The 20,640-nt window shown below is 58.8% G+C and carries 19 protein-coding genes; 11 read left to right on the top strand and 8 right to left on the bottom strand.

From position 1 onward, the window contains the following. Positions 1–9: 9 nt before the first annotated feature. Positions 10–2,271, top strand: a complete 2,262-nt coding sequence (locus CFB02_RS13285; RefSeq protein ID WP_088558359.1) for a diguanylate cyclase — start codon at positions 10–12, stop codon at positions 2,269–2,271. 4 nt (positions 2,272–2,275) lie between these two features. On the opposite strand, the gene CFB02_RS13280 is transcribed toward CFB02_RS13285, so the two are convergent. From CFB02_RS13280 to CFB02_RS13260, 5 genes are all read right to left on the bottom strand, one after another. Beyond that, positions 2,276–2,716 carry a universal stress protein gene (locus CFB02_RS13280; RefSeq protein WP_088558358.1) on the bottom strand — a complete coding sequence of 147 codons (441 nt, stop codon included), beginning with the start codon at positions 2,714–2,716 and terminating at the stop codon, positions 2,276–2,278. Between the two features lie 38 nt (positions 2,717–2,754). Beyond that, a complete protein-coding gene (locus CFB02_RS13275) occupies positions 2,755–4,038 on the bottom strand; it encodes a TRAP transporter large permease (RefSeq protein WP_088558357.1) in 1,284 nt (427 codons plus the stop codon). Between the two features lie 35 nt (positions 4,039–4,073). Beyond that, entirely contained in the window at positions 4,074–4,667 is a 594-nt protein-coding gene (locus CFB02_RS13270; RefSeq protein WP_088558356.1) for a TRAP transporter small permease, read from the bottom strand. Positions 4,668–4,775: 108 nt separating this feature from the next. Next, positions 4,776–5,804, bottom strand: coding sequence for a TRAP transporter substrate-binding protein DctP (dctP, locus tag CFB02_RS13265; RefSeq protein WP_088558355.1), 1,029 nt, complete (start codon positions 5,802–5,804; stop codon positions 4,776–4,778). Positions 5,805–5,945: 141 nt separating this feature from the next. Beyond that, the gene (locus CFB02_RS13260) at positions 5,946–6,485 is read right to left on the bottom strand and encodes a YqiA/YcfP family alpha/beta fold hydrolase (RefSeq protein WP_227519214.1); all 540 of its coding nucleotides are present in this window, start codon (positions 6,483–6,485) and stop codon (positions 5,946–5,948) included. A 140-nt stretch (positions 6,486–6,625) separates the two neighbouring features. Here CFB02_RS13260 and CFB02_RS13255 point away from each other — a divergent pair, with 140 nt between their 5' ends. Then, positions 6,626–7,177, top strand: coding sequence for a glutathione peroxidase (locus CFB02_RS13255; protein WP_088558353.1), 552 nt, complete (start codon positions 6,626–6,628; stop codon positions 7,175–7,177). On the opposite strand, the gene CFB02_RS13250 is transcribed toward CFB02_RS13255, so the two are convergent. Beyond that, a complete protein-coding gene (locus CFB02_RS13250; protein WP_088558352.1) occupies positions 7,174–8,181 on the bottom strand; it encodes an LLM class flavin-dependent oxidoreductase in 1,008 nt (335 codons plus the stop codon). The two genes, CFB02_RS13255 and CFB02_RS13250, sit on opposite strands and share 4 nt — an antisense overlap. An 85-nt stretch (positions 8,182–8,266) precedes the next feature. Then, positions 8,267–8,923 carry a metallophosphatase domain-containing protein gene (locus CFB02_RS13245; RefSeq protein WP_088558351.1) on the bottom strand — a complete coding sequence of 219 codons (657 nt, stop codon included), beginning with the start codon at positions 8,921–8,923 and terminating at the stop codon, positions 8,267–8,269. A gap of 70 nt (positions 8,924–8,993) precedes the next feature. Here CFB02_RS13245 and CFB02_RS13240 point away from each other — a divergent pair, with 70 nt between their 5' ends. The 5 genes from CFB02_RS13240 (at position 8,994) to CFB02_RS13220 (ending at position 13,858) form a co-directional block, all read left to right on the top strand. Beyond that, positions 8,994–9,860 (top strand): hypothetical protein, encoded by an 867-nt coding sequence (locus tag CFB02_RS13240; protein ID WP_088558350.1) that lies wholly within the window; start codon positions 8,994–8,996, stop codon positions 9,858–9,860. Positions 9,861–9,929: 69 nt separating this feature from the next. After that, positions 9,930–11,330, top strand: coding sequence for an ethanolamine ammonia-lyase subunit EutB (locus CFB02_RS13235; protein WP_088558349.1), 1,401 nt, complete (start codon positions 9,930–9,932; stop codon positions 11,328–11,330). Continuing rightward, the gene (eutC, locus tag CFB02_RS13230; RefSeq protein ID WP_088558348.1) at positions 11,327–12,157 is read left to right on the top strand and encodes an ethanolamine ammonia-lyase subunit EutC; all 831 of its coding nucleotides are present in this window, start codon (positions 11,327–11,329) and stop codon (positions 12,155–12,157) included. The genes CFB02_RS13235 and eutC overlap by 4 nt, the downstream gene beginning before the upstream one ends. Before the next feature lie 37 nt (positions 12,158–12,194). After that, positions 12,195–12,950 carry a putative 4-mercaptohistidine N1-methyltransferase gene (locus tag CFB02_RS13225; RefSeq protein ID WP_062783055.1) on the top strand — a complete coding sequence of 252 codons (756 nt, stop codon included), beginning with the start codon at positions 12,195–12,197 and terminating at the stop codon, positions 12,948–12,950. Positions 12,951–13,117: 167 nt separating this feature from the next. Next, positions 13,118–13,858: a ParA family protein gene (locus CFB02_RS13220; RefSeq protein WP_008177229.1), complete on the top strand. Its 741-nt coding sequence runs from the start codon at positions 13,118–13,120 to the stop codon at positions 13,856–13,858. 18 nt (positions 13,859–13,876) lie between these two features. Here the strand turns inward: CFB02_RS13220 and CFB02_RS13215 are convergent, their stop codons facing one another. Beyond that, a complete protein-coding gene (locus tag CFB02_RS13215) occupies positions 13,877–14,653 on the bottom strand; it encodes a GntR family transcriptional regulator (RefSeq protein ID WP_062783049.1) in 777 nt (258 codons plus the stop codon). Between the two features lie 217 nt (positions 14,654–14,870). Here CFB02_RS13215 and CFB02_RS13210 point away from each other — a divergent pair, with 217 nt between their 5' ends. The 4 genes from CFB02_RS13210 to CFB02_RS13195 are packed head-to-tail and all read left to right on the top strand — an operon-like array spanning position 14,871 to position 20,639. Further along, positions 14,871–15,710 (top strand): (Fe-S)-binding protein, encoded by an 840-nt coding sequence (locus CFB02_RS13210; RefSeq protein ID WP_088558347.1) that lies wholly within the window; start codon positions 14,871–14,873, stop codon positions 15,708–15,710. Continuing rightward, entirely contained in the window at positions 15,707–17,158 is a 1,452-nt protein-coding gene (locus CFB02_RS13205) for a LutB/LldF family L-lactate oxidation iron-sulfur protein (RefSeq protein WP_088558346.1), read from the top strand. The genes CFB02_RS13210 and CFB02_RS13205 overlap by 4 nt, the downstream gene beginning before the upstream one ends. Then, positions 17,155–17,826 carry a LutC/YkgG family protein gene (locus tag CFB02_RS13200; RefSeq protein WP_088558345.1) on the top strand — a complete coding sequence of 224 codons (672 nt, stop codon included), beginning with the start codon at positions 17,155–17,157 and terminating at the stop codon, positions 17,824–17,826. Before CFB02_RS13205 ends, CFB02_RS13200 begins: the two co-directional genes overlap by 4 nt. Then, positions 17,823–20,639 (top strand): FAD-binding and (Fe-S)-binding domain-containing protein, encoded by a 2,817-nt coding sequence (locus tag CFB02_RS13195; protein WP_088558344.1) that lies wholly within the window; start codon positions 17,823–17,825, stop codon positions 20,637–20,639. The genes CFB02_RS13200 and CFB02_RS13195 overlap by 4 nt, the downstream gene beginning before the upstream one ends. Position 20,640 lies beyond the last annotated feature (1 nt).

Below are 20,640 nucleotides of genomic sequence, written 5' to 3'. Positions count from 1 at the left end.
GCTTCCCTGATGCCATTGATAAGCCTGCTGCGCCTTTCAAGTGTGCTGCTTCTGGTTTTCCTTATGCCCGCGTTGGCCAACGGTGCATCGCAGCCGGTAACTCAGGGTTGGGAATACCGCTGGGGTGACTCTCCGTTTACCTCCGAAGGTGTCCCCCAGTGGGTGTTGCAGGATGCGCCGGAAAAGTGGGCCAGCATTGGCTTCCCGTCCAACCCTCCTGGCCGCGAAGGTCGTGAAAACGTCTGGTTCCGGGTGACTTTGCCGGCAGGGGAGTGGCAGGAGCCCGTTCTTTATATCTTCAGTGTCGATCTGATCGTGCAGGTCTGGGTCGACGGCGAGAAAATCTACCAGTATGGAGAGTTCGACGCCGAGGGGCGTGGCCGCTTTGAGGGCTGGCCCTGGCATGAAATCTTCCTGCCTGAGGGGTATGAGGGCAAGCCCGTGTACTTCCGTGTGTTCTCCAACTACACGGATATTGGGCTGTGGGGTGAAGTCTCCATTATGGACCACCCGGACCTGGTGTTGTTCATTCTCAAGAATTCCCTCGAAGCTCTCGTAATCGCAGGCTTCGCCACCCTGATTGCGCTGCTCGCCATCATCTTTGCGTTACTCCAGACGGAAAAGAAGACTTTTGCCAGTATTTCACTGTTCACTCTCGCTTCGGCCTTGATGCTGGTATCAGAAAGCCAGGCCAGTCTGCTGATTGCTTACCAGCCGTTGATGTGGGATTACCTGGCCGCCGGTTCCTACTACATGCTGCCGGTGGCCCTGGCGCTGCTGCTCGAGCAATGGCTGACCAATCATCGCCCCTGGGTCATCAATCTCATCTGGAAAGTACATCTGGTATACCTGGTGGGTGCATTGCTCGGCGCGCTTGCTGGCGTGTTTGATCTGTCCTCGACATTCCCGCCATTCGATGCCCTGTTCCTTGTTTCTCTGGTGATCATTTTCGCGGTGGTGCTGCGTCGTATCCGTCGGATGTTGCGGGAACAACAGATTTTGCTACTGGCCTTTGGCATTTTCTGTGTCTTGCTGATTGTTGATATGGCAGTTGCCCATGGCGTGCTGCCCTGGGGACGGGTGCCGGTTAGCTGGGGTATGCTCCTGTTCTCCCTGGCCGTCGTGGTTATCTCTCTGTGGCACTATGCAGGAACCCAGGAGGCGCTGAAGCGGCTGAACGTATCTCTGGAGGAAAAGGTGGCCGAACGCACCGCCAAAGCGGAGGCACTGGCCCGGCGTGAGCAGGCGCGGGTCCGGATGCTGACTTTCGAAAATGAGAAAAGCAGGATTCTGGGCGACGTCCTTACCGAACTCCAGGATTGTCTGGGTCTGAAGCAGGCGTTCGGTCTGCTTACTCGGGCGCTCCCGAACATCTGCAGCCCACTGAAAGGCGCCTTTTATCAAAGAGGCTCAAGCGACCGGTATGATCGTGTCGCTGTCTGGGGATTTGGTCGCCCGGTACCTCTGCCGGTATTGCTGGATGCCCGCAAAGGTCTCCCGGAACCCTCCAGGCTGCTGCAACTGAGACAGTGGCCGGGCGCTGAAGACGGGGATAGAGAAGCTGAGACCGCCACGCTTTGCTTCTGGGTGAACGTGGAGTCAGCCAGCGCGGGCAACATAACTGAAGGCATTCTTCTGCTGGAGGGGGATGGCGTTTTCGATAACGCAGAGAGCGAGTATGGTTCGGCCCGTCTGCTAGCGGCACTGGACCAGGCCATTCAGAGAATCAGTATTACCCTCTCCAGCATTGCTCTTCGGGAAGAGTTGCAGAAGTTTTCGTACGAGGATGGACTAACCGGGCTTAAAAACCGCCGCTACTTTGATCAGCTTTTCGAGCATGAGAGCGCTGTTGCGCAGCGCAACGATCTTCCGCTGTCGCTGTTGATCATCGATATCGATCACTTCAAGAAGTTCAACGATACTCACGGTCATGAAGCTGGAGATGATGCCCTGAAAATAGTTGCGGGCATCCTGCAGAAGCAGTTCCGTGAGAGTGACATTGTTTGCCGTTATGGTGGTGAAGAGTTCGTGGTGGTGATGCCGGGAGCAACATCAGAAGCCGCAATGGATAAGGCAAGCCAGCTCAGCAGCGCAGTGAGGGACGTGCCGATCATTCATCGGGAGAAGGATCTTGGTGCACTGACAGTCTCGGTGGGCGTTGCCAGTTGGCCGGAAAGTGGCGAGAAACCGTTGCAGATTCTGACCCTGGCCGACAGGGCGCTCTATCGCGCCAAGGAAGCCGGCCGTAATCGGGTCGAACTCTCTGCTTGAGCAGTCACACCACCAGAACCGGGCATTTTGCGTGGGATGCAACCCTGTGTGAAACACTGCCCAGAAACAGGCCATCCTTGTCACTGTGCGTACCCTTGGTGCCGATGACGATCAGATCTACACCTTTTTCCTGGGCAAACTCGACGATGACTCTCGACGGCTTGCCGGCTTTCACGAAACCTCGGACATTCTTACCACCGCGCTCCGCAGCCAGTTGTTTCGCGTGATTCACCACATCCTTGGCGTACTCCGAAAGTACTTTATCCGGGATGTCCATTTCAGCCGGCCGTCCGATCGACAGGGATGCCTCAAACAGGCTGTGATGCTTGTACACGCAAAGCAGGTAGATCTCTGCATCCGTCAGTTCTTGCAGCTCAATAGCCTTGCTCAAGGCCTCGAACGAGGTCATTGAGCCGTCCACTGCCACCAGAATCCGTTTGAACATGTCGCTCTCCTTTGTATTCACCCGCCAGGGTGGTCAGATCACCTGAAGGCCAGGTCGCGCAGGAACAACGCAATTTGCGGGAACGCAATCAAGAGCCCGGCAGCAGCTATCAGCATGAAGACGAACGGCGGCGTGCCGCGAATCACCTCCAGATAGGGGCGCTTAAATATCGCGATGGCCGTGAAAATGTCACAGCCGAACGGTGGCGTTGCCGAGCCGATGGCTACCTGCAAGGTGATCAGCACACCGACCAGCACCGGGTCGATGCCTGAGGCCGCGATGGCTGGCGCAAAGATGGGCGTCAGCACCAGAATCACCACAATCGGATCCACGAACATGCAGGCAATGAAGAAGGCGACACAGATAGTGATCATTACACCAACCGGACCCATGTCGCTGATCCCGACTGAATCCAGAATCGCCTGTGGAATCTGGGCAAAGGAAATAATCCAGGAGAAGCCGGTGCCCACAGCGACGAGAATAAACACGACCGCCGTGATCAGCCCCGTAGACTTTGCGATACGGTAGATGTCAGCAAGTTTGAGTGACCGGAACACCACGAACTCAAGCAGGAAAGCGTATAGCACGCAGACGGCGGCGGCTTCGGTCGGGCTGAAGATGCCTCCGTAGATCCCACCGACGATAATGACCGGGAAGAACAGAGGCCATAGGGCCTCGCGCATGGCCACGCCGCGTTGTTTCCAGGTGGACTTCTCTTCAGTGGGAAGCTTGTTGACGTGGGCATAAATCAGGCAATAGATGGAGAACATGAGCAGAATCATAATGCCTGGGCCGATGCCCGCAATGAACAGTTCCGCAATGGAAGTCTCGGAGATTACCCCGTAGATAATGAAACCGATGCTCGGGGGTATCAAAAAGGCAATGTCACTGGCGTTAATGATCAGTGCCAGAGAAAACGAATCGGAATAGCCGGCCTTGAGCAGCTTTGGCCGCAGAGGTGAGCCAACGGCTACCACTGTGGCCTGGGTAGAACCAGACACGGCACCGAACAGGGTACAGGACGTAGCGGTACTGATGGCCAGACCGCCTTTTACGTGGCCGATGAACGCCATGACCATATTGATCAGCCGGTCAGCGGATTGACCGCGCGTCATGATATCCGCCGCCAGAATGAACATTGGGACCGCAATCAGCGAGGCGGGCCGGATACCGCCCATCATCTGCTGGACGAAGGTACCCATCTGGCCGAAGCCATCGAACATCATTACGAAGCCGACCACCGCACCTGTGATCAGGGGAACCATCATCGGGAAGCCCAGCAGCAGCAACCCGATCATGATCAACATCATTATAGTTGCCATGATTTCTTATCCTTCCTTTACGTCAGCTGCAGGGGTCATACTTCCGATTCTGTATCCGCGTAACCATCGACCACGCCAGTGGATAGATACACATCCTTGCTGGTGAAGTTCTTGATGGCAGTAAGGAGGTACTGAATACCTGTGATTGCAAAACCGATAGGCACCCAGATGTAAATCCACCAGATCTCAAAGCCCAGGGCGGGCAGAATCCGGCCACGGCTGTAGAGGGTTTCGATGTAGCCATAGGAGTGGTAACAAAGGAAGAACATCACCACCGAGGTAAAAAGGGAAATGCAAATCATCAAAACCTTTCGTCCCTTGACGGGCAACGCATCGTAGATGGCAGACATCCGGATGTGCCGACCGTGGCGGGCTGCATAGCCGATGCCTGCAAAGGTAATAAGGATGATCAGTATCCGATTGATTTCACCTGAAAAAAACAGGCCTTCGCCGAACACATACCGCGCAATAACGTTCACGCAGGTGTTGATTGCCATGAGGATGACGCCGACCGCCAGCATGAAGGCTTCAGTCTTGGCAATGATTTCATCAATCGTCCCCAGAAAACCGGGCAGGCCGGACTCGTAGGTGCCGGTGTCGTCTTCAAGATCCGGGGAATTCTCGGACATGGGGTCTGCTCCAGAGCATGTCGCTCCCTGCCGGTAGGGGATCCCCGGCGGGGCGGGGTTAGCAAAGCTGCCCGCCGGCCGGAGCCGGCGGGAGTGGTTCCACTAGTCTTAGTTGTTCTGAACTGCTTCCAGGTCTGCTTTGAACTGGTTCAGCAGTTCTTTGCCACTGTCGCCAGTCATTTCGATGAACTTCTCTTCCACCTGGGGCGAACGGGCCTTGAAGGCTTCGATCTGTTCGTCGGTCAGACGGGTGACGGTGACTTCATCGCTGGCTTTCTGGATCTTGGCCAGGGCTTCATCCGCCAGACCGTCGATGTGCACAATGATTTCTTCAAAGGCGAAGTCTGCAGCGTCCTGAACCAGTTTCTTGTCGGCGTCAGACAGGCCATTATAGAAATCCTGGTTGGCCATCATGGCAGTGGTGAACCAGCCGTGCTTGGTGAAGACCAGGTTCGGGGACACTTCATAAAGACCGCCGGACTCGATCCAGAAGATCGGGTTTTCCTGCCCCTGGATCATGTTTGTCTGCAGCGCACCATAGACTTCACCCCAGGGCAGCGGGGTCGGTGTCGCGCCGAAGGCAGAGTAGGTTTCTGACAACAGCGGGTTGGTCATGACCCGGATCTTCTTGTTGTTGAAGTCCTCGGGCTGGGTGACCGGCTCATCAACCGTTACAACCATTTCCCCTTCCGGATACATCTTGAGAAGCTCCAGTCCCTTCTCTGCGTAAAGCTCCGGGAAGTCTTCGTTGATGGCTTTACTGGTTCGGAAGAATTCGATCACCGTATCCATGTCGGTCGGCATCAGGTAAGGAATAAAGAAGATCTGTGCTTCCGGAATCAGGGAGCCTGTAAAGCCGGGTGACTGGTTAACAAAGTTCAGGATGCCTGCCTGGGTTTGCTCCATGATGTCATCAGACTCACCCAGCTCGCCGAAACGGTATACCTGCAGGGTGTGGTCAGAGTTGTCCTCAATGTATTCCTTGAACTTGTATGCGAATACGTCCTGAACGTCGCCTTCGTACTCTTCGTGCGCATAGCGCCAGTTAGCGGCGTTTACAGAGTTCGCCATGGTCATCGCAGCGAACGCGAACGCTGAAATTCCGGCCAGTTTCTTGAATTTACTCATGCTGCTCATCGGGTTTTCTCCGTTCGTGTTTTTACCGTAATGTATTGTTACATTAATAAAGACTGGCAAAACAAAGCGGTTTTCGCAAGAAAATGGCCAAAACAATCATTTTAGCAACGGAGTTTTTGTCGGTTTCGCAAGTCCATGAATTCACGGTCGATTCATATCTGAAAGGCAGGTTTTAAGGAATTCACGGAATTCGCTGACGACCCGATCAAGACTGTTTTCCAGTCGGTGCCCATCCGGCAGAACCAGCATCGGAAGGCCCTGATCACGAGCCAGATCAAGCACGGGCGCTACCGGCACCACGTCGTCATCCCAACCATGAATGATCTGACGGTAGTCCGCCCGAATCAGCGGGCTGGATTGGGGATACCGGGCCAGCGCCAGGGCTGGCGCCAGCATGAAGCATCCCAGAACAGGCGTTTCCGATGATGTCTGGGCGCAGACCCAGCCACCCATGCTCGAACCGGCAAGGATGGTGTGTTCCGGTTTGGCATTGTATTCAGCCATTGCCTCGCGCATCTGGGCCAGCCGTGTCGCTGGTTCCCGGGTGCTGCTGTGATCAATCGCGTGGGCCTGAATACCCGGAAAGGTTTCGGACTCGGCTTTCATGGCCTGGATCTTGGTGCTGCCAGGGCCGCTCTCCAGGCCGTGGGAAAGGAAGACGTGGATCGGGGTGTCTGTCATGATGAATGTTGCTCCGGTGCTGAACGCTTGAATCACCTGAATGATGAGCAGCAGGGCCTGCTTTGTCCACCGTGCTGGCTGAGCCATCGGTCCGGTTGCGGCGTATAAATGAAACTTAGTTGAACAGGGAATCCGGATCCATGAAACAGGTAAAACGAGGTCTGATAATCACCGCTTTGATTCTCGGTCTATCAGGAGCGCAGGTAGCATTGGCGGACAGTTGTCCGGCGTTTCTGGATCATGAACAACGCAAGCTTCACTCAACAGACACGGTAAATCTGTGTGATCTCGCGGCTGGCAAACCCATGCTGGTGGTCAATACCGCAAGCCGCTGTGGGTATACAGGGCAGTTCGAGGGGCTTGAGGCCCTGCACAAACAGTATTCGGGGAAAGGGCTGGTTGTGGTCGGCTTCGCCAGCGACGATTTCCGGCAGGAGGCAGATTCCGAAGCCGAGGCGGCCACCGTCTGTTTCAAGAACTTCGGAGTGACCTTCACCATGATCGCTCCGGGAGCGGTGACCGGGGCCGAGGCCAACCCGGTGTTCCGGGCCATCAACGAGCAGAGCCAACCCCCGCGCTGGAACTTCACCAAGTATGTGATTGACCGTTCCGGCACGGTCGTCGACTCCTTTCCGAGCCGGGTGCGCCCCCAGGATCCGGAGCTGATTGACGCGGTGGAATCTGTGCTTTAGGACAATGCCAGCCCGGCATTTCTGGTTTGCGCCAGGATGTCGAGCGCATGCCGGCGCCTCTCGGGGTCGTAGATATCCACCGTGAACATCAGCTCCTCGACCTCAATGCCCGAGAGAGTCTGCCGGAGCTGTCTCCCGATCGTTTCGGCATCGCCCAGCAGTTGCAGACCCAGAAAATCCTTCACGCTGGCTTTCTCGCCCGCGTTCCAGAGCCCGTCCATGCTGTTTACGGGCGGTTTCATCCACAGCGGTTGTCCGCGGAAGAGGGCGAGAATGCGCTGATAGCTGGTGGTAGCCAGAAACTCTGCCTCCTGAATGGAATCTGCCGGAACGGCTGGCAGGGCAAGCATGGCATAAGGTTGTTCAAGCGTTTCCGAGGGCTGGAAGTTGTCACGGTAGACTCTGAGCGCTTCCCTGTAGAGCCGGGGTGCGAAATGTCCGGCGAAGGCATAGGGCAGGCCGCGCATGGCGGCCAGCTGGGCGCTGTAAAGGCTTGATCCCAGCAGCCAGAGCGGCACATTGGTGCCCGCGCCTGGAATGGCCTTCACGGGCTGTCCTGGCTGCAGGGGGCCAAGCAGGGACTGAAGCCGGGCGACATCCTCAGGAAACTGTTCAGCACCCAGACCGTCGCGCCTCAGGGCCCGTGCGGTCACCGGGTCAGTGCCCGGCGCGCGGCCCAGTCCGAGATCAATCCGCCCCGGGTACAGACTCTCCAGTGTTCCGAATTGCTCGGCAATGACCAGTGGCGGGTGGTTGGGCAGCATGACACCACCGGAACCGACCCGAATAGACTCCGTTTTGCCCGCGATATGTCCGATCAGGACAGACGTCGCGGAGCTGCTGATGCCTTCCATGTTGTGATGCTCGGCCAGCCAGAAGCGCTTGAAGCCGAGTTTCTCGGCCCGTTGTGCATAGGCCACACTGTTGGCAAGCGTGGTACCTACCGAATCGCCCTCGCGGACGGAAGCCAGTTCGAGCAGCGAGTAATCAGGACAGTCAGGCATGGAGCTCCCGGTGCAAAAGTGGTAATCGCGAGGTAGCAAACATGGTGTCTGCGGGCGCCTGTTTCAAGATAAACCGAGCTCGGCGCTAAAGATCGATCACAATCGGCGGATTCAACGGTTTGAAACTGCCGTTGCAGGTGCTGGCGTTAACGCACAGGCAATCGCCCAGCTGTTCTTCGCCATGGCCTTCGTGAATATGGCCAAAGATATGGAGTTTCAGGGACAGTCTGGCGATCCGCTCGGCCAGGGCCTCGCAGCCAGGGCGCACGATGCCAGAGGGAGACTCGATTCTGTCGAGAATACCCGCGGGAGGCCCATGGGTGATCAGGACATCGGTGTCTCCGGGGATGCGGGCCCAGCGCTCGGCAATGGCATCGCCCCGTTCCAGATTGAATGCCCAGTTGAAGAACACTGGCGTCCACGGGCTGCCCCAGAACTTCAGGCCGGCAAGCTCCAACGGGCTGTCCTGCAAATAATGGGCGTGGCGCACCAGTTCCCGGGCTTCTGCCGGTTCGTCCTGGAAACACCAGTCGTGGTTTCCGGCAATAAGTATCTTGTTGGTATGGGGCAGCTCCGAGAACCACTGGTCCAGATCCTCGAGTTCGTCCAGTGTGCCAACCCCGAGGGAATCGCCGGCGTGAATCAACAGGTCGCCGTCCGGAACCTGGATCTGGCGGTGCATGCTGTGGGTGTCGGAGATGCAGACAATTCTCATGGTGTTGGCGGTTCCGGTCAGTGACATTCGCGCATTTTTGTTTTGTCTAAGATAGCATTTACCGCCCGTTCAGCCTTCATGCTTTTCGAGTAATGCCATGCGATTGATCCTCAGCCGAAAAGGGTTTGATTCTTCTGCCGGCGGTTGTCCCAGCCCGGTCCTGCCGGATGGTTCCCTGTGCGTTTTGCCTATTCCTGATACCCGGTCCCGAATCCGCTATGACGACGTGGTTTTCGACAAACGCAGGCTCGGCAAGATTGCCCGGGATCTCACAGGTGGCCGAATCCGGGGCAGTCACGGCGCCCACCTGGATCCGGATCTGATAGCGGGTGCCTACCCCCGTGGAGAAGGCTGGCGACCTCTGCTGGGTCAGACTGGATCAGCCCAGGGGCACCTTCGCAATCAGGGCGTTGAGCCGGGAGATCTTTTTCTGTTCTTCGGCGTTTTCCGCCACGCCGAACTGCATAACCGGCGCTGGCGCTTTGTGCCCGGAACCCGGCCGTTCCATGCCCTCTGGGGGTGGCTTCATATTGACCGGGTTCATACTGTTGACGAAATGGCTTCGGATGCCATGCCGTGGGCCCGGTATCATCCGCACCTCCACGGTGAGCCGGATCCCGGCAATACGCTCTACACGTCCTCACTGTCGTTTCGATTGGCAGGTGGCGCAGAGGTTTGGTCCGGCAGTGGCGTGTTTCCAAAGCTTCGCGAGGAGCTGGTCCTGACCGACCCCCAGAGCCGTCTGCCCACGCGGTGGCGCCTGCCCGCCGGGTTTTATCCCGGCGATAAACGGCCTCCTCTGAGCTATCACACAAGGCCTGACCGGTGGAGCCTGAAACCGCCCTGGTGCTATCTGTCTTGTGCTGCCAGGGGGCAGGAATTCGTGCTCGATCTCGACGCTTATCCCGAGCTGACGGACTGGCTCACGGGATTGCTCAGAACAGGCTCGCCCACCGAAAACTAACCGTGCTATTGATCTGCCCGGGTGATATTCACCTAAGATAGTAGGAGTTTGAACCTCAGGGAGAGGGCAATGTATCGGTACAGTTTGGGAAACCGGCGCTGGCAGTTTGCAACGCTGGCAGAGTTAATGGCGAAGGCAACGCCCGCGCGCTCCGGTGACCGGCTGGCCGGCGTCATCGCCCATACCGCAGAGGAAAGGGTGGTGGCCCAGATGGCTCTGGCCGAGTTGCCCCTGAAGACCTTTCTTACTGAAGCCCTCGTTCCCTACGAGCAGGATGAGGTTACCCGGTTGATTCTCGACGATCACGATGTCGGGGCCTTTGAGCCGGTTTCCCACCTGACCGTGGGCGACTTCCGGAACTGGTTGCTGAGCGATCTGGCCACGCCCGAGATGCTGGTGCGCATCCGCGCCGGGATAACTCCGGAGATGGCGGCGGCTGTATGCAAGATCATGCGCAACCAGGACCTGATCCTGGTCGCGCAGAAATGCCGGGTGCAAACCGCTTTCCGAAGCACCGTTGGCCTGCCGGGACGGATGTCGACGCGGCTGCAGCCCAATCATCCCACGGATGACATAACAGGCATTGCCGCCAGCATCCTGGACGGGTTGCTGTATGGCAGCGGCGATGCGGTAATAGGGATCAACCCGGCCACGGACAACGTGGCCCAGAGTGTCCGGCTGCTGCAGTTGATGGATGAGGTGATCCGCAAGTACGAGATTCCCACCCAGTCCTGCGTACTGACCCATGTAACCAATACCCTGGAAGCCATCGAGAACAGGGCTCCGGTGGACCTGGTATTCCAGTCCATTGGTGGCACCGAAGCCACGAACAGGAGTTTCGGATTTGATCTGGCCACCCTGGCCGAGGCCCGGGCCGCGGCGCTGTCGCTCAATCGCGGCACGGTGGGTAATAACGTGATGTATTTCGAGACCGGCCAGGGCAGCTCGCTGTCGGCCGATGCCCATCACGGCGTGGATCAGCAGACCTGCGAAGCCCGGGCTTACGCGGTGGCCCGCAAATTCGAGCCGCTTCTGGTGAATACGGTGGTCGGGTTTATCGGGCCGGAATACCTGTTTGATGGCAAAGAGATTACCCGGGCTGGGTTGGAGGACCATTTTTGTGGCAAGTTGCTGGGTCTGCCCATGGGGTGTGATATCTGCTACACCAACCATGCCGAGGCCGACCAGAACGATATGGACAACCTGCTGACCCTGTTGGGCGTGGCCGGCTGTAACTTCATCATGGGCATACCCGGCTCTGACGACATCATGCTGAACTATCAGACCACCTCGTTTCACGATGCCCTTTACGTTCGCCGGGTGCTCGACAAAAGGCCGGCGCCGGAATTCGAACAGTGGCTCACCCGCATGCAGATTTTCCAGGATGGTGAGGGCAAGGTGCCCGCAGACGTGTTACCAGAAGCCTTCCGGAAAAGCCTAGCCAGTTTGCCCGGAGGGAGCGGATCATGACTGGCCGCAAGCCATCAGTAATCGCCAACCCCTGGCGCCGGCTCTCGGCCTGGACCGATGCCCGGATTGGTCTTGGCCGGGCCGGCATCAGCCTGCCCACGCAGGAGATGCTGGCGTTTCAGCTCGCCCATGCCCAGGCAAGGGATGCGGTTCATCTGCCACTGGATACCTCGGCGTTGATGAAGGACCTGGCCGAACTGACCGAGCGGAGAAAAGCGTTATTGGCCCATGAGCCGGTTCATCTGCAAAGTCAGGCCGGCGACCGGATAACCTACCTGCAACGCCCGGATCTCGGACGCAGGCTTAGCCAGAAATCCTGTGAGGCGCTGGACGGCCTGGGCCACACCGGTGATTCACCCGTCGATCTGGCCCTCGTGGTAGCAGACGGCTTGTCCTCCTATGGCGTACAGGAAAACGCCGTGGGGTTTCTCGAGGCGCTGCTGGCGAATCTTGAGGCCGATGATCAGACCTGGGAACTGGCGCCCCTGACCGTTGTCTCTCAGGGACGGGTTGCGATTGGTGATGATGTCGGTCACCGGCTTAACGCCCGATGTGTTGTGGTGCTGATTGGTGAGCGCCCCGGCCTGAGTTCTCCGGACAGCCTCGGGCTGTACCTGACCTGGGCACCGGAGCCCGGTCTGACTGACGCCAGCCGAAACTGCATATCCAATATCCGCCCGGCGGGGTTGTCGTTCGAAGAGGCGAGCCGGCGGCTAGGGTATTTGCTCAGGGAGGCTCGCCGTCAGGAGGTTTCCGGTGTACCTCTCAAGGATCGCTCGGAACAGACGGTTATTGATCAGGGTATTGGCAACTTCCTGTTACGCTAGATGAAACCGTTGAACCATTCAGGGTAGGAGAATTCTCTTGCAGCAAGCCGAGTACTATGAAAACGACACCACACTCGCCCAATACCTGGAATTTCACTTTGGCGAGCGGTGGCACGGAGAGGCCAACTTCCCCAAGGCGCTGGCGGATGCCGCCATGCATGCGATGGATGGCAGGCCCCTGGATCGTGCGCTGGATATTGGTTGTGCCGTGGGCCGCACCAGCCTTGAGTTGGCCCGCCATTTCCGGCACGTGGACGGCATTGATTTTTCCAGGGCGTTCGTCAACAAATGCCAGGAAGTCGCCAGTGACAGAAGGGTGCGTTATGCGCGCCCGGAGGAGGGGGAGCTGGTAACCTTTCAGGACCAGTCTCTTGCGTCCCTCGGGCTGGAGGAGGCCGCTGAGCGCGTGTCTTTTCATCAGGGCGACGCCTGCGATCTGCCATCGCAGTTCACCGGGTATGATCTGGTACTCGCAGGCAACCTGATCGACCGGTTGTACCAGCCATCGCTGTTTCTGGAGACCATCCATGAGCGGATTAACGAACTCGGGCTTCTGGTGATTGCCTCACCCTATACCTGGCTGGAAGAGTACACGCCGAAGGAACACTGGGTTGGCGGGTTCAAGAAGAACGGAGAGGATTTCTCGACATTCGACGGCCTCAAGGAGATGCTGGCGCCCCATTTCCGGCTGTTGTTTGAACCCTGGAGCCTGCCGTTTGTCATCAGGGAAACGAGAAACAAGTTCCAGCACAGCTTCTCCGAGCTGACCGTCTGGGAGAAAGTAAGCCAGTAAGGATGCGGGAATTTTGAGGATGGCCTGAAGGCTGTCATCAAACTGTCACCGGAAAAGCATAGCCTGAGAACTCATCAGGACGACATGCATTGTGTTGTGCATCGTGTGAATGCTTTAACCGGGGACTTCCCCGGTTTTTTTATGCCTGGATTAAGGGATCTGACAGGATGAGGACCATTGCGTTTTACAGTCTGAAGGGCGGTGTTGGCAAAACCGCCGCCGCCGTGAATATCGCCTATCTGGCCAGCCAGGCCGGCTATCCCACACTGCTCTGGGATCTTGACCCCCAGGGCGCCTCCAGCTGGTATCTGGCGGGGGCTGATGAGGTGAAAGGGCACAAGCTCTCGCACTTGCTCAAAGGCAAGACGCCCATCGCCGACTTTATCCATCAGAGTGAATACGAAAACCTCGACTTCATCCCGTCTCACACCAGTTTCCGCAACCTGGATGTAAAGCTGGATCAGGAGGATGGCAGCAACCTGATCAAACAGTGGCTGGCGCCGCTGTCTGAAGAAACCAGTCTCGTGGTACTGGATTGCCCGCCGTCGCTGTCCCGGCTTTCCGAGCAGGTGCTGAAGGCGGCCGACGAGGTGTTCGTGCCGGTGATTCCCACCTGGCTGTCACTTAACAGCTGGAAACAGCTGCAGGAATTCGCCAGGGACAAGAAGCTGAAGCCATCGAAGCTGCACCCGTTCTATTCCATGGCCGACCGCCGGAAGGGCCTGCACCGGGAACTGATCAATGCCCAGGATGAGATTCTGCCCAAGGGCCTGAAAACGATCATCCCTAACGCCAGTGTGGTGGAAAAGATGGGTGAGGAGGGCACGCCGGTGGAACTGCTGGCGCCCGGCTCGGTGGCCGCCGACGCCTACCGCCGGTTGTGGAAGGAGATCAATCGGCTGCTCTGAGGCCCTCATCGCATGCGCTCAGGATCGGGCGAGCTTGTCCCTCCGCAGGGAGCGCTCCAGTCGGCGGTGGCTCTCACTGCGTTCTGAGAGTACTTGCTGAACGTACTGGATGTGCTTGCCGGCCAGTTCCCGGGCTTCCTCGGCCCTGCCTTCAGTGATGGCTTCGTACAGCATCCGGTGCTGTTCCACCAGACCCTGCCGGGTCTCCGCCTCTCTTCGATACATGCCGCCGATGTTGGTAACCACGTTGCTTTTGAGCATGTTGAACAGGTTTCGAATGGTGTGCAGGAGAATCACGTTATGGCTCGCCTCGGCAATCGCCAGGTGGAACCGGGCATCGGCTGCCCCTTCGGCTTCCAGGTCCCGGTTCCTGTCGCTGCCATAGCAGGCTTGCAGTGCCTCGTAAGCGGTTTTCAGGTGAGCCCTGTCGACCTCTGTCGCTCGCAAGGCTGCGTAATAGGCGCAGTCCGCCTCCAGTGTGCGGCGAAATTCCAGTAGATCCCTTTGTGCGTCTGGCCGGTTTTCAAGCAGAGGAATCAGCGGATCGCTGAAACTGCCGCCGAGGGACTCAGTGACATAGTTCCCTCCGCCCTGGCGGCTGATCAGCAGGCCTTTGGCGGTCAGCCGCTGAATGGCCTCCCGCAGGGAAGGGCGGGACACGCCGAACTGCTCCGACAATACCCGTTCCGGGGGCAGCCGCTCGCCCGGTTGCAGGGTGCCTTCCAGAATCATGGTTTCCAGCTGTTCCACGATGGTGTCCGCGAGTCTGCGTGGGGCGATCTGTCCGACGTCCATAAGAACGAATTTCCTGTCCAAGAATTTATTGGTAATACCAATACCACAGGGCGCGATTTAGGCCAAGCCCCGGTGTATCTGCGATGGTTAGACTGAAGTCTGCTGCGGAAAACTTTGACATCAGCAAGCGGTCTCGAATACCTTGGTTATTATTGTATGTCAATTGGTATTACCAATTTTCAGTTTGTCTGTCTGAGACTGTCTTGAGGCGCAATCAATGAGTCAGCTGTTTTACGATGCCGCTCCCAATGCCACCCGGGTATCGCCCGAGCGGGAAGCCGACCGGCATTACCCGGAGAAGCCGGAAGCGGTCACTCTGTTCGGTACCTGCGTGGTGGATCTGTTCTTTCCTGAGGCCGGGCTGGATGCCATTCGCCTGCTGGAGCGGGAAGGTGTTCGCGTGCATTTCCCCCAGGCGCAGAGCTGTTGCGGGCAGCCCGCCTGGACTTCCGGATATCGGGATGAGGCCAAGGCAGTGGCCCGCGCCCAGCTGGATATCCTCGATCGATCGGGTTTGCCGGTCGTGGTGCCGTCCGGCTCCTGTGCCGGGATGTTCCGGCACCATTACCCGGCGTTGTTTGCCGATGAGCCGGACACGCTCACGCGGGTAGAAGCGCTCGCCGAGCGCACCTTCGAGCTGACCGAGTTCCTGCTGAAAGTCTGCCGGGTGCAGCTGGCGGACCGGGGCGCGCCCAGCAAGATTGCACTGCACACCTCCTGTTCGGCCCGCCGGGAAATGAACACCCACCTGCACGCCCGCGAGCTCTTGCAGCAGCTTGAAGGTGTCGAACGTATCGATCACGACCATGAAAGCGAATGCTGTGGGTTTGGCGGCACCTTCTCGGTGCGAATGCCGGAAGTTTCAGGGGCCATGGTTAAAGACAAGACCCGTTCGTTGATTGACTCCGGCGCGGTTGAAATGGTGACCGCCGACGGCGGCTGTCTGATGAACATCAACGGGTCTCTGGAGAAACAGAAAGAGAGCTTCCGGGGCCGGCACCTGGCCAGTTTCCTCTGGGAGCGTACCAACGGCGCCAACGCAGGGGAGGTGGCATGAGTCAGCGTATTCCGGTTACCGAGCTGACCCCGGACTTCCGGGGCCGCGCCGAAGAAGCCCTTGCGGACGGTCAGCTGCGGAACAATTTCCGTGTGGCCATGGACTCGCTGATGACCAAGCGGGCCAACGCCTTTCCGGATGCCGACGAGCGTGAAGGCCTGAGGGAACTGGGCAACCGGATCAAGGCCGGTGCCCTTTCCCGTCTGCCGGATTTGCTTGAGCAGCTTGAACAGAAGCTGACGGAGAACGGCGTCAAGGTTCACTGGGCGGAGACCGTCGAGGAAGCCAACAGCCTGGTGCATGGCATCATCGAAGTGCGCAAGGGCAGCCAGGTGGTGAAAGGCAAGTCCATGGTCAGCGAAGAAATGGAGATGAACGACTACCTGGCGGAGCGGGGCGTCGAATGCCTGGAATCCGACATGGGGGAATACATTGTTCAGCTCGACAACGAAAAGCCCTCCCACATCATCATGCCGGCGATCCACAAGAACGCGCGGCAGGTGTCCAAGCTGTTCCACGACAAACTGGGCGAGCCGGAGACCGAAGACGTTAACCAACTGATCCAGATTGGTCGCCGGACCCTGCGCCGGAAATTCATGGAAGCGGATGTGGGTGTTTCCGGAGTGAACTTCGCCATCGCCGAAACCGGCACCTTGCTGCTGGTGGAAAACGAAGGCAACGGGCGCATGAGCACGACGGCGCCGCCCGTGCACATTGCGGTAACAGGCATTGAAAAAGTGGTGCCGAACCTGAGGGACGTGGTGCCCCTGGTGTCCCTGCTGACGCGCTCGGCCCTCGGTCAGCCCATTACCACCTACGTGAACCTGATCTCCGGCCCCCGCAAGCCCGACGAGCTGGATGGTCCGGAAGAGGTGCACCTGGTGCTGCTGGATAACGGCCGCACCGGCGCTTTTGCCGATGCCCAGATGCGCCAGACCCTGAACTGCATCCGCTGCGGCGCCTGCATGAATCACTGCCCGGTGTATACCCGGGTGGGCGGCCACACCTACGGTGAGGTCTACCCAGGCCCCATTGGCAAGATCATCACGCCGCACATGGCTGGACTGGACAAGGTGCCGGACCATCCCAGTGCTTCCTCTCTGTGCGGAGCCTGCGGCGAGGTCTGTCCGGTCAAGATTCCCATTCCTGAACTTCTGCAGCGCCTACGTCAGGAGAACGTGAAAAACCCGGAGCAACCGCAGCAGGTGAAAGGTGGCGGCGCCAAATATTCCCGGACGGAACGGTGGATCTGGCGTGGTTGGCAGATGCTGAATACCCGGCCGGCGCTGTATCGCAGTTTTCTCTGGGCAGCGACCCGATTCCGGGTGCTGGCCCCGAAAAAAGCCGGCCCCTGGACCGAGAATCACAGTGCGCCGGTGCCGGCCCGCCGCTCCCTGCATGATCTGGCGGCCCGGCACCTTGAACAGAACGGAGGTCGGCCATCATGAGCGCCCGCGCGAACATCCTTGGCAAATTGAGAAACAGCCTCGCCGGCACCACGCCCCGCCCCGACGAATTTGATGAGCGGCTGGTTACGGCCCCCTGGCGGTACGCGCCGGAAGACCGGATCGACCGGTTGCGTAGCCTGATGGAAGCGGTCCACACTGAAGTGCATCAGTGCCGGTCTGACAACTGGCCGGAATTGGTGGCCGAACTTCTGAACAAACGCAACCTCAGCAACCTGTTGTGTGCCCCGTCGAGAGAACATGGCCGGGCGCTGCAGGCTTACTTCAAGGCCACGGAGCAGACGGTCGAATTATTGGCCTACGATCAGCCGGTGGAAACCTGGAAAAAAGAGCTGTTCTGGAGCGTGGAGGCGAGCCTGACCGGCACCCTTGGCGGTATTGCCGCCACTGGCACGCTCGTGCTCTGGCCGGATCGTCATGAACCGCGGCTGATGAGCCTGGTGCCGCCGGTACACATAGCCCTGCTCAAGGCCAGCGAGATTCACGACAATCTGTATGACATGATGGTGGCTCAGGACTGGGCGGCCGGGCTGCCAACAAATGTTCTGCTGGTGTCTGGCCCGTCCAAGACCGCGGACATCGAACAGGTGCTGGCCTATGGCGCCCACGGCCCCCGTGAGCTCATTGTGCTGGTTCTGGAGGACGCATGACTTTTACCCCGGAAGTATTGGCCGATATCCGGCAACGGATTCCCGAAAACCGGGTATTTAACGATCCGGTGTCCACCCTTGCGTTCGGAACCGACGCCAGTTTCTACCGCCTGATCCCAAAGGTGGTGGTGCGGGTTCAGGATGAAGCAGAGGTTGTTGATCTTCTGGCCATCGCCCGCCGCCACAAGGTGCCGGTGACCTTCCGGGCCGCCGGTACCAGCCTTTCCGGACAGGCGATCAGTGATTCGATCCTGATCGTTCTGGGCGATCAGTGGAACGGCCACGACATCCGGGAAGAAGGACGTCAGATTCGTCTGCAACCGGGTGTGATTGGCGCTCAGGCGAATGCCTGGTTAGCACCCAAGGGCTTCAAGATCGGACCGGATCCGGCGTCCATCAACGCCTGCAAGATTGGTGGCATTGTTGCGAACAATGCCAGCGGTATGTGCTGTGGCACCGCCCAGAACAGCTACCACACGCTGGCCGGTATGCGGCTGGTGCTGGCCGACGGGGCAGTGCTGGATACCGAGGATCCGGCAAGCGTTTCGGCGTTTCGCGACAGCCACGGTGATCTGTTGGCGGCCCTGAAAAAGCTGGCTATCAATACCCGGGAGAATCCGGAGCTGGCGGAGCGTATTCGTCATAAATACCGCCTGAAAAACACCACCGGCCTGTCCCTGAACGCCCTGGTGGATTTTACCTGCCCACTCGACATCCTGACCCACCTGATGGTGGGTTCCGAGGGTACGCTGGGTTTCGTGAGCGCAGTAACCTACAACACCGTTCCCGAATATCCTGACAAAGCCACGGCCCTGTTGGTGTCCCGGGATGCGGAGAGCTGCTGCCGGGCAGCGTCGGCGCTGCGCTCACAACCGGTAGCGGCGGTGGAACTGCTTGATCGACGCAGCCTTCGTTCGGTGCAGGACAAGCCGGGCCTGCCGGACTGGATTCATGATCTGTCGGAAAGCGCCTGCGCGTTGCTTGTGGAGACCCGGGCGTCATCCCCGGAGATTCTGGATGAACAGCTGACCCGAATCAGGCAGGCCCTCGCTGAGTTTCCGCTGGAGCAGCAGGTGGACTTTACCCGCGACGCTAAAGTGTCTGACCAGCTGTGGGCCATTCGTAAGGGTACCTTCCCTGCCGTGGGGGCAGTCAGACCGAACGGCACCACCGTGATCATCGAGGATGTGACCTTCCCGATTGATCAGCTATCCGAGGGGGTCACCCGCCTCCAGTCGCTGTTCGTCAAGCATGGTTATGACGACGCGATCATCTTTGGCCACGCCCTGGAGGGCAACCTGCACTTCGTGTTCCCCCAGGGCTTCGACGACCCCTCGGAAGTCGCTCGCTACGAAGCCTTTATGCAGGATGTGGCGCAACTCGTTGCCGTGGAATTCGGCGGTTCTCTGAAAGCGGAACATGGCACCGGTCGCAACATGGCGCCCTTCGTGGAACTGGAATGGGGGCATGATGCCTGGCAGTTGATGTGGCAGATAAAGCGGCTGCTGGACCCGGAGAACCTGCTCAACCCGGATGTGGTGCTCTCGGAAGATCCGCAGATCCATCTCAAAAATCTGAAGCCTCTTCCTGAGGCCGATCCGCTGGTGGACAAGTGCATCGAATGTGGCTTCTGTGAGCCGGTGTGTCCGTCTGAAGGGCTGACCCTGTCGCCTCGTCAGCGCATCGTGATCTGGCGGGACATCCAGGCCCGCCGTCGTGCCGGTGAAGATACTGCCGAGCTGGAAAAAGCGTATCAGTACCATGGCCTGGATACCTGTGCCGCGACCGGTCTCTGCGCCCAGCGCTGCCCGGTGGGTATCAATACCGGCGATCTGGTGCGCAAGCTGCGTAGTGAAAAGGCCACCGGTCAATCCGTGGCCAATCAGTTGGCAAAGCATTTTGCCGGCGCCTTGAAAGCCACCCGTTTTGTGCTGGCCAGCGCATCAATGGCCGAAAGACTGCTGGGTGCGCCACTGCTGACCCGACTCAGTGGCGGCGTTCGCAAGGTGTCTGGTGGTCGGGTAGCCCAGTGGGATCCGAGTCTGCCCCAGCCGGTGCGGTTTGTTTCACCGAAAGCGCCGGAACCGTCCGATGGCCGGCCCCGGGTGGTTTATCTGGCGGCCTGTGTGTCCCGGACCATGGGCCCGGCGCGGGGCGATAAGGCGCAGGAGCCGCTGATCGAGGTGACCCGGCGGCTGCTGGAGAAGGGCGGTTACCAGGTGGTGTATCCGGAGGCCCTGGACAGCCTGTGTTGTGGCCAGCCATTTGCCTCCAAGGGCTATCCGGACCAGGCGGCGACGAAGAAAGATGAGCTGATTTCGGCGCTGTTGAGGGCCAGCCGCAATGGTGTGGATCCGATCTATTGCGACACCAGTCCCTGCACACTGCAGATCCGCGAAGCCGCCGAAGAGGCCGGCCTGACGCTGTTTGATCCTGTCCGGTTCATTCGGGATCATCTCTACGAGCGTCTGGACTTCGAGCCGGAGCAGACCCCGCTGGCGGTGCACGTCACCTGCAGCACCCAGCACCTGGGGGAGTCGCAGGGACTGATCGATATCGCCAGGCGGTGCAGCACCCAGGTGGTAGTGCCCGAGGGTATCCACTGCTGTGGCTTTGCCGGCGACAAGGGCTTTAACGTGCCCGAGCTGAATGCCCATTCTCTGAAAACTCTGGCAGAGCAGACGGCCGGCTGCGAGGAAGGAATATCCACCAGCCGAACCTGCGAAATCGGGCTCAGCCGGCACAGCGGTATCGACTATCACGGCCTCGTGTATCTGGTGGATCGGGTCACGAGGCCGCGAGCAACTACCTAGC

Origin of the sequence: Marinobacter sp. es.042 (genome assembly GCF_900188315.1) — a bacterium.
Lineage (GTDB): Bacteria > Pseudomonadota > Gammaproteobacteria > Pseudomonadales > Oleiphilaceae > Marinobacter.
Note: the sequence above shows the minus strand (reverse complement) of the source record. Positions and strands in the feature narration are given on the sequence as shown.

Bases quoted from the DNA above. Each gene is read 5' to 3' on its own strand.
- CFB02_RS13285 (WP_088558359.1), top strand. From the start codon at position 10: ATGCCATTGATAAGCCTGCTGCGCCTTTCAAGTGTGCTGCTTCTGGTT.
- CFB02_RS13280 (WP_088558358.1), bottom strand. From the start codon at position 2,716: ATGTTCAAACGGATTCTGGTGGCAGTGGACGGCTCAATGACCTCGTTC.
- CFB02_RS13275 (WP_088558357.1), bottom strand. From the start codon at position 4,038: ATGGCAACTATAATGATGTTGATCATGATCGGGTTGCTGCTGCTGGGC.
- CFB02_RS13270 (WP_088558356.1), bottom strand. From the start codon at position 4,667: ATGTCCGAGAATTCCCCGGATCTTGAAGACGACACCGGCACCTACGAG.
- dctP (WP_088558355.1), bottom strand. From the start codon at position 5,804: ATGAGCAGCATGAGTAAATTCAAGAAACTGGCCGGAATTTCAGCGTTC.
- CFB02_RS13260 (WP_227519214.1), bottom strand. From the start codon at position 6,485: ATGACAGACACCCCGATCCACGTCTTCCTTTCCCACGGCCTGGAGAGC.
- CFB02_RS13255 (WP_088558353.1), top strand. From the start codon at position 6,626: ATGAAACAGGTAAAACGAGGTCTGATAATCACCGCTTTGATTCTCGGT.
- CFB02_RS13250 (WP_088558352.1), bottom strand. From the start codon at position 8,181: ATGCCTGACTGTCCTGATTACTCGCTGCTCGAACTGGCTTCCGTCCGC.
- CFB02_RS13245 (WP_088558351.1), bottom strand. From the start codon at position 8,923: ATGTCACTGACCGGAACCGCCAACACCATGAGAATTGTCTGCATCTCC.
- CFB02_RS13240 (WP_088558350.1), top strand. From the start codon at position 8,994: ATGCGATTGATCCTCAGCCGAAAAGGGTTTGATTCTTCTGCCGGCGGT.
- CFB02_RS13235 (WP_088558349.1), top strand. From the start codon at position 9,930: ATGTATCGGTACAGTTTGGGAAACCGGCGCTGGCAGTTTGCAACGCTG.
- eutC (WP_088558348.1), top strand. From the start codon at position 11,327: ATGACTGGCCGCAAGCCATCAGTAATCGCCAACCCCTGGCGCCGGCTC.
- CFB02_RS13220 (WP_008177229.1), top strand. From the start codon at position 13,118: ATGAGGACCATTGCGTTTTACAGTCTGAAGGGCGGTGTTGGCAAAACC.
- CFB02_RS13215 (WP_062783049.1), bottom strand. From the start codon at position 14,653: ATGGACGTCGGACAGATCGCCCCACGCAGACTCGCGGACACCATCGTG.
- CFB02_RS13210 (WP_088558347.1), top strand. From the start codon at position 14,871: ATGAGTCAGCTGTTTTACGATGCCGCTCCCAATGCCACCCGGGTATCG.
- CFB02_RS13205 (WP_088558346.1), top strand. From the start codon at position 15,707: ATGAGTCAGCGTATTCCGGTTACCGAGCTGACCCCGGACTTCCGGGGC.
- CFB02_RS13200 (WP_088558345.1), top strand. From the start codon at position 17,155: ATGAGCGCCCGCGCGAACATCCTTGGCAAATTGAGAAACAGCCTCGCC.
- CFB02_RS13195 (WP_088558344.1), top strand. From the start codon at position 17,823: ATGACTTTTACCCCGGAAGTATTGGCCGATATCCGGCAACGGATTCCC.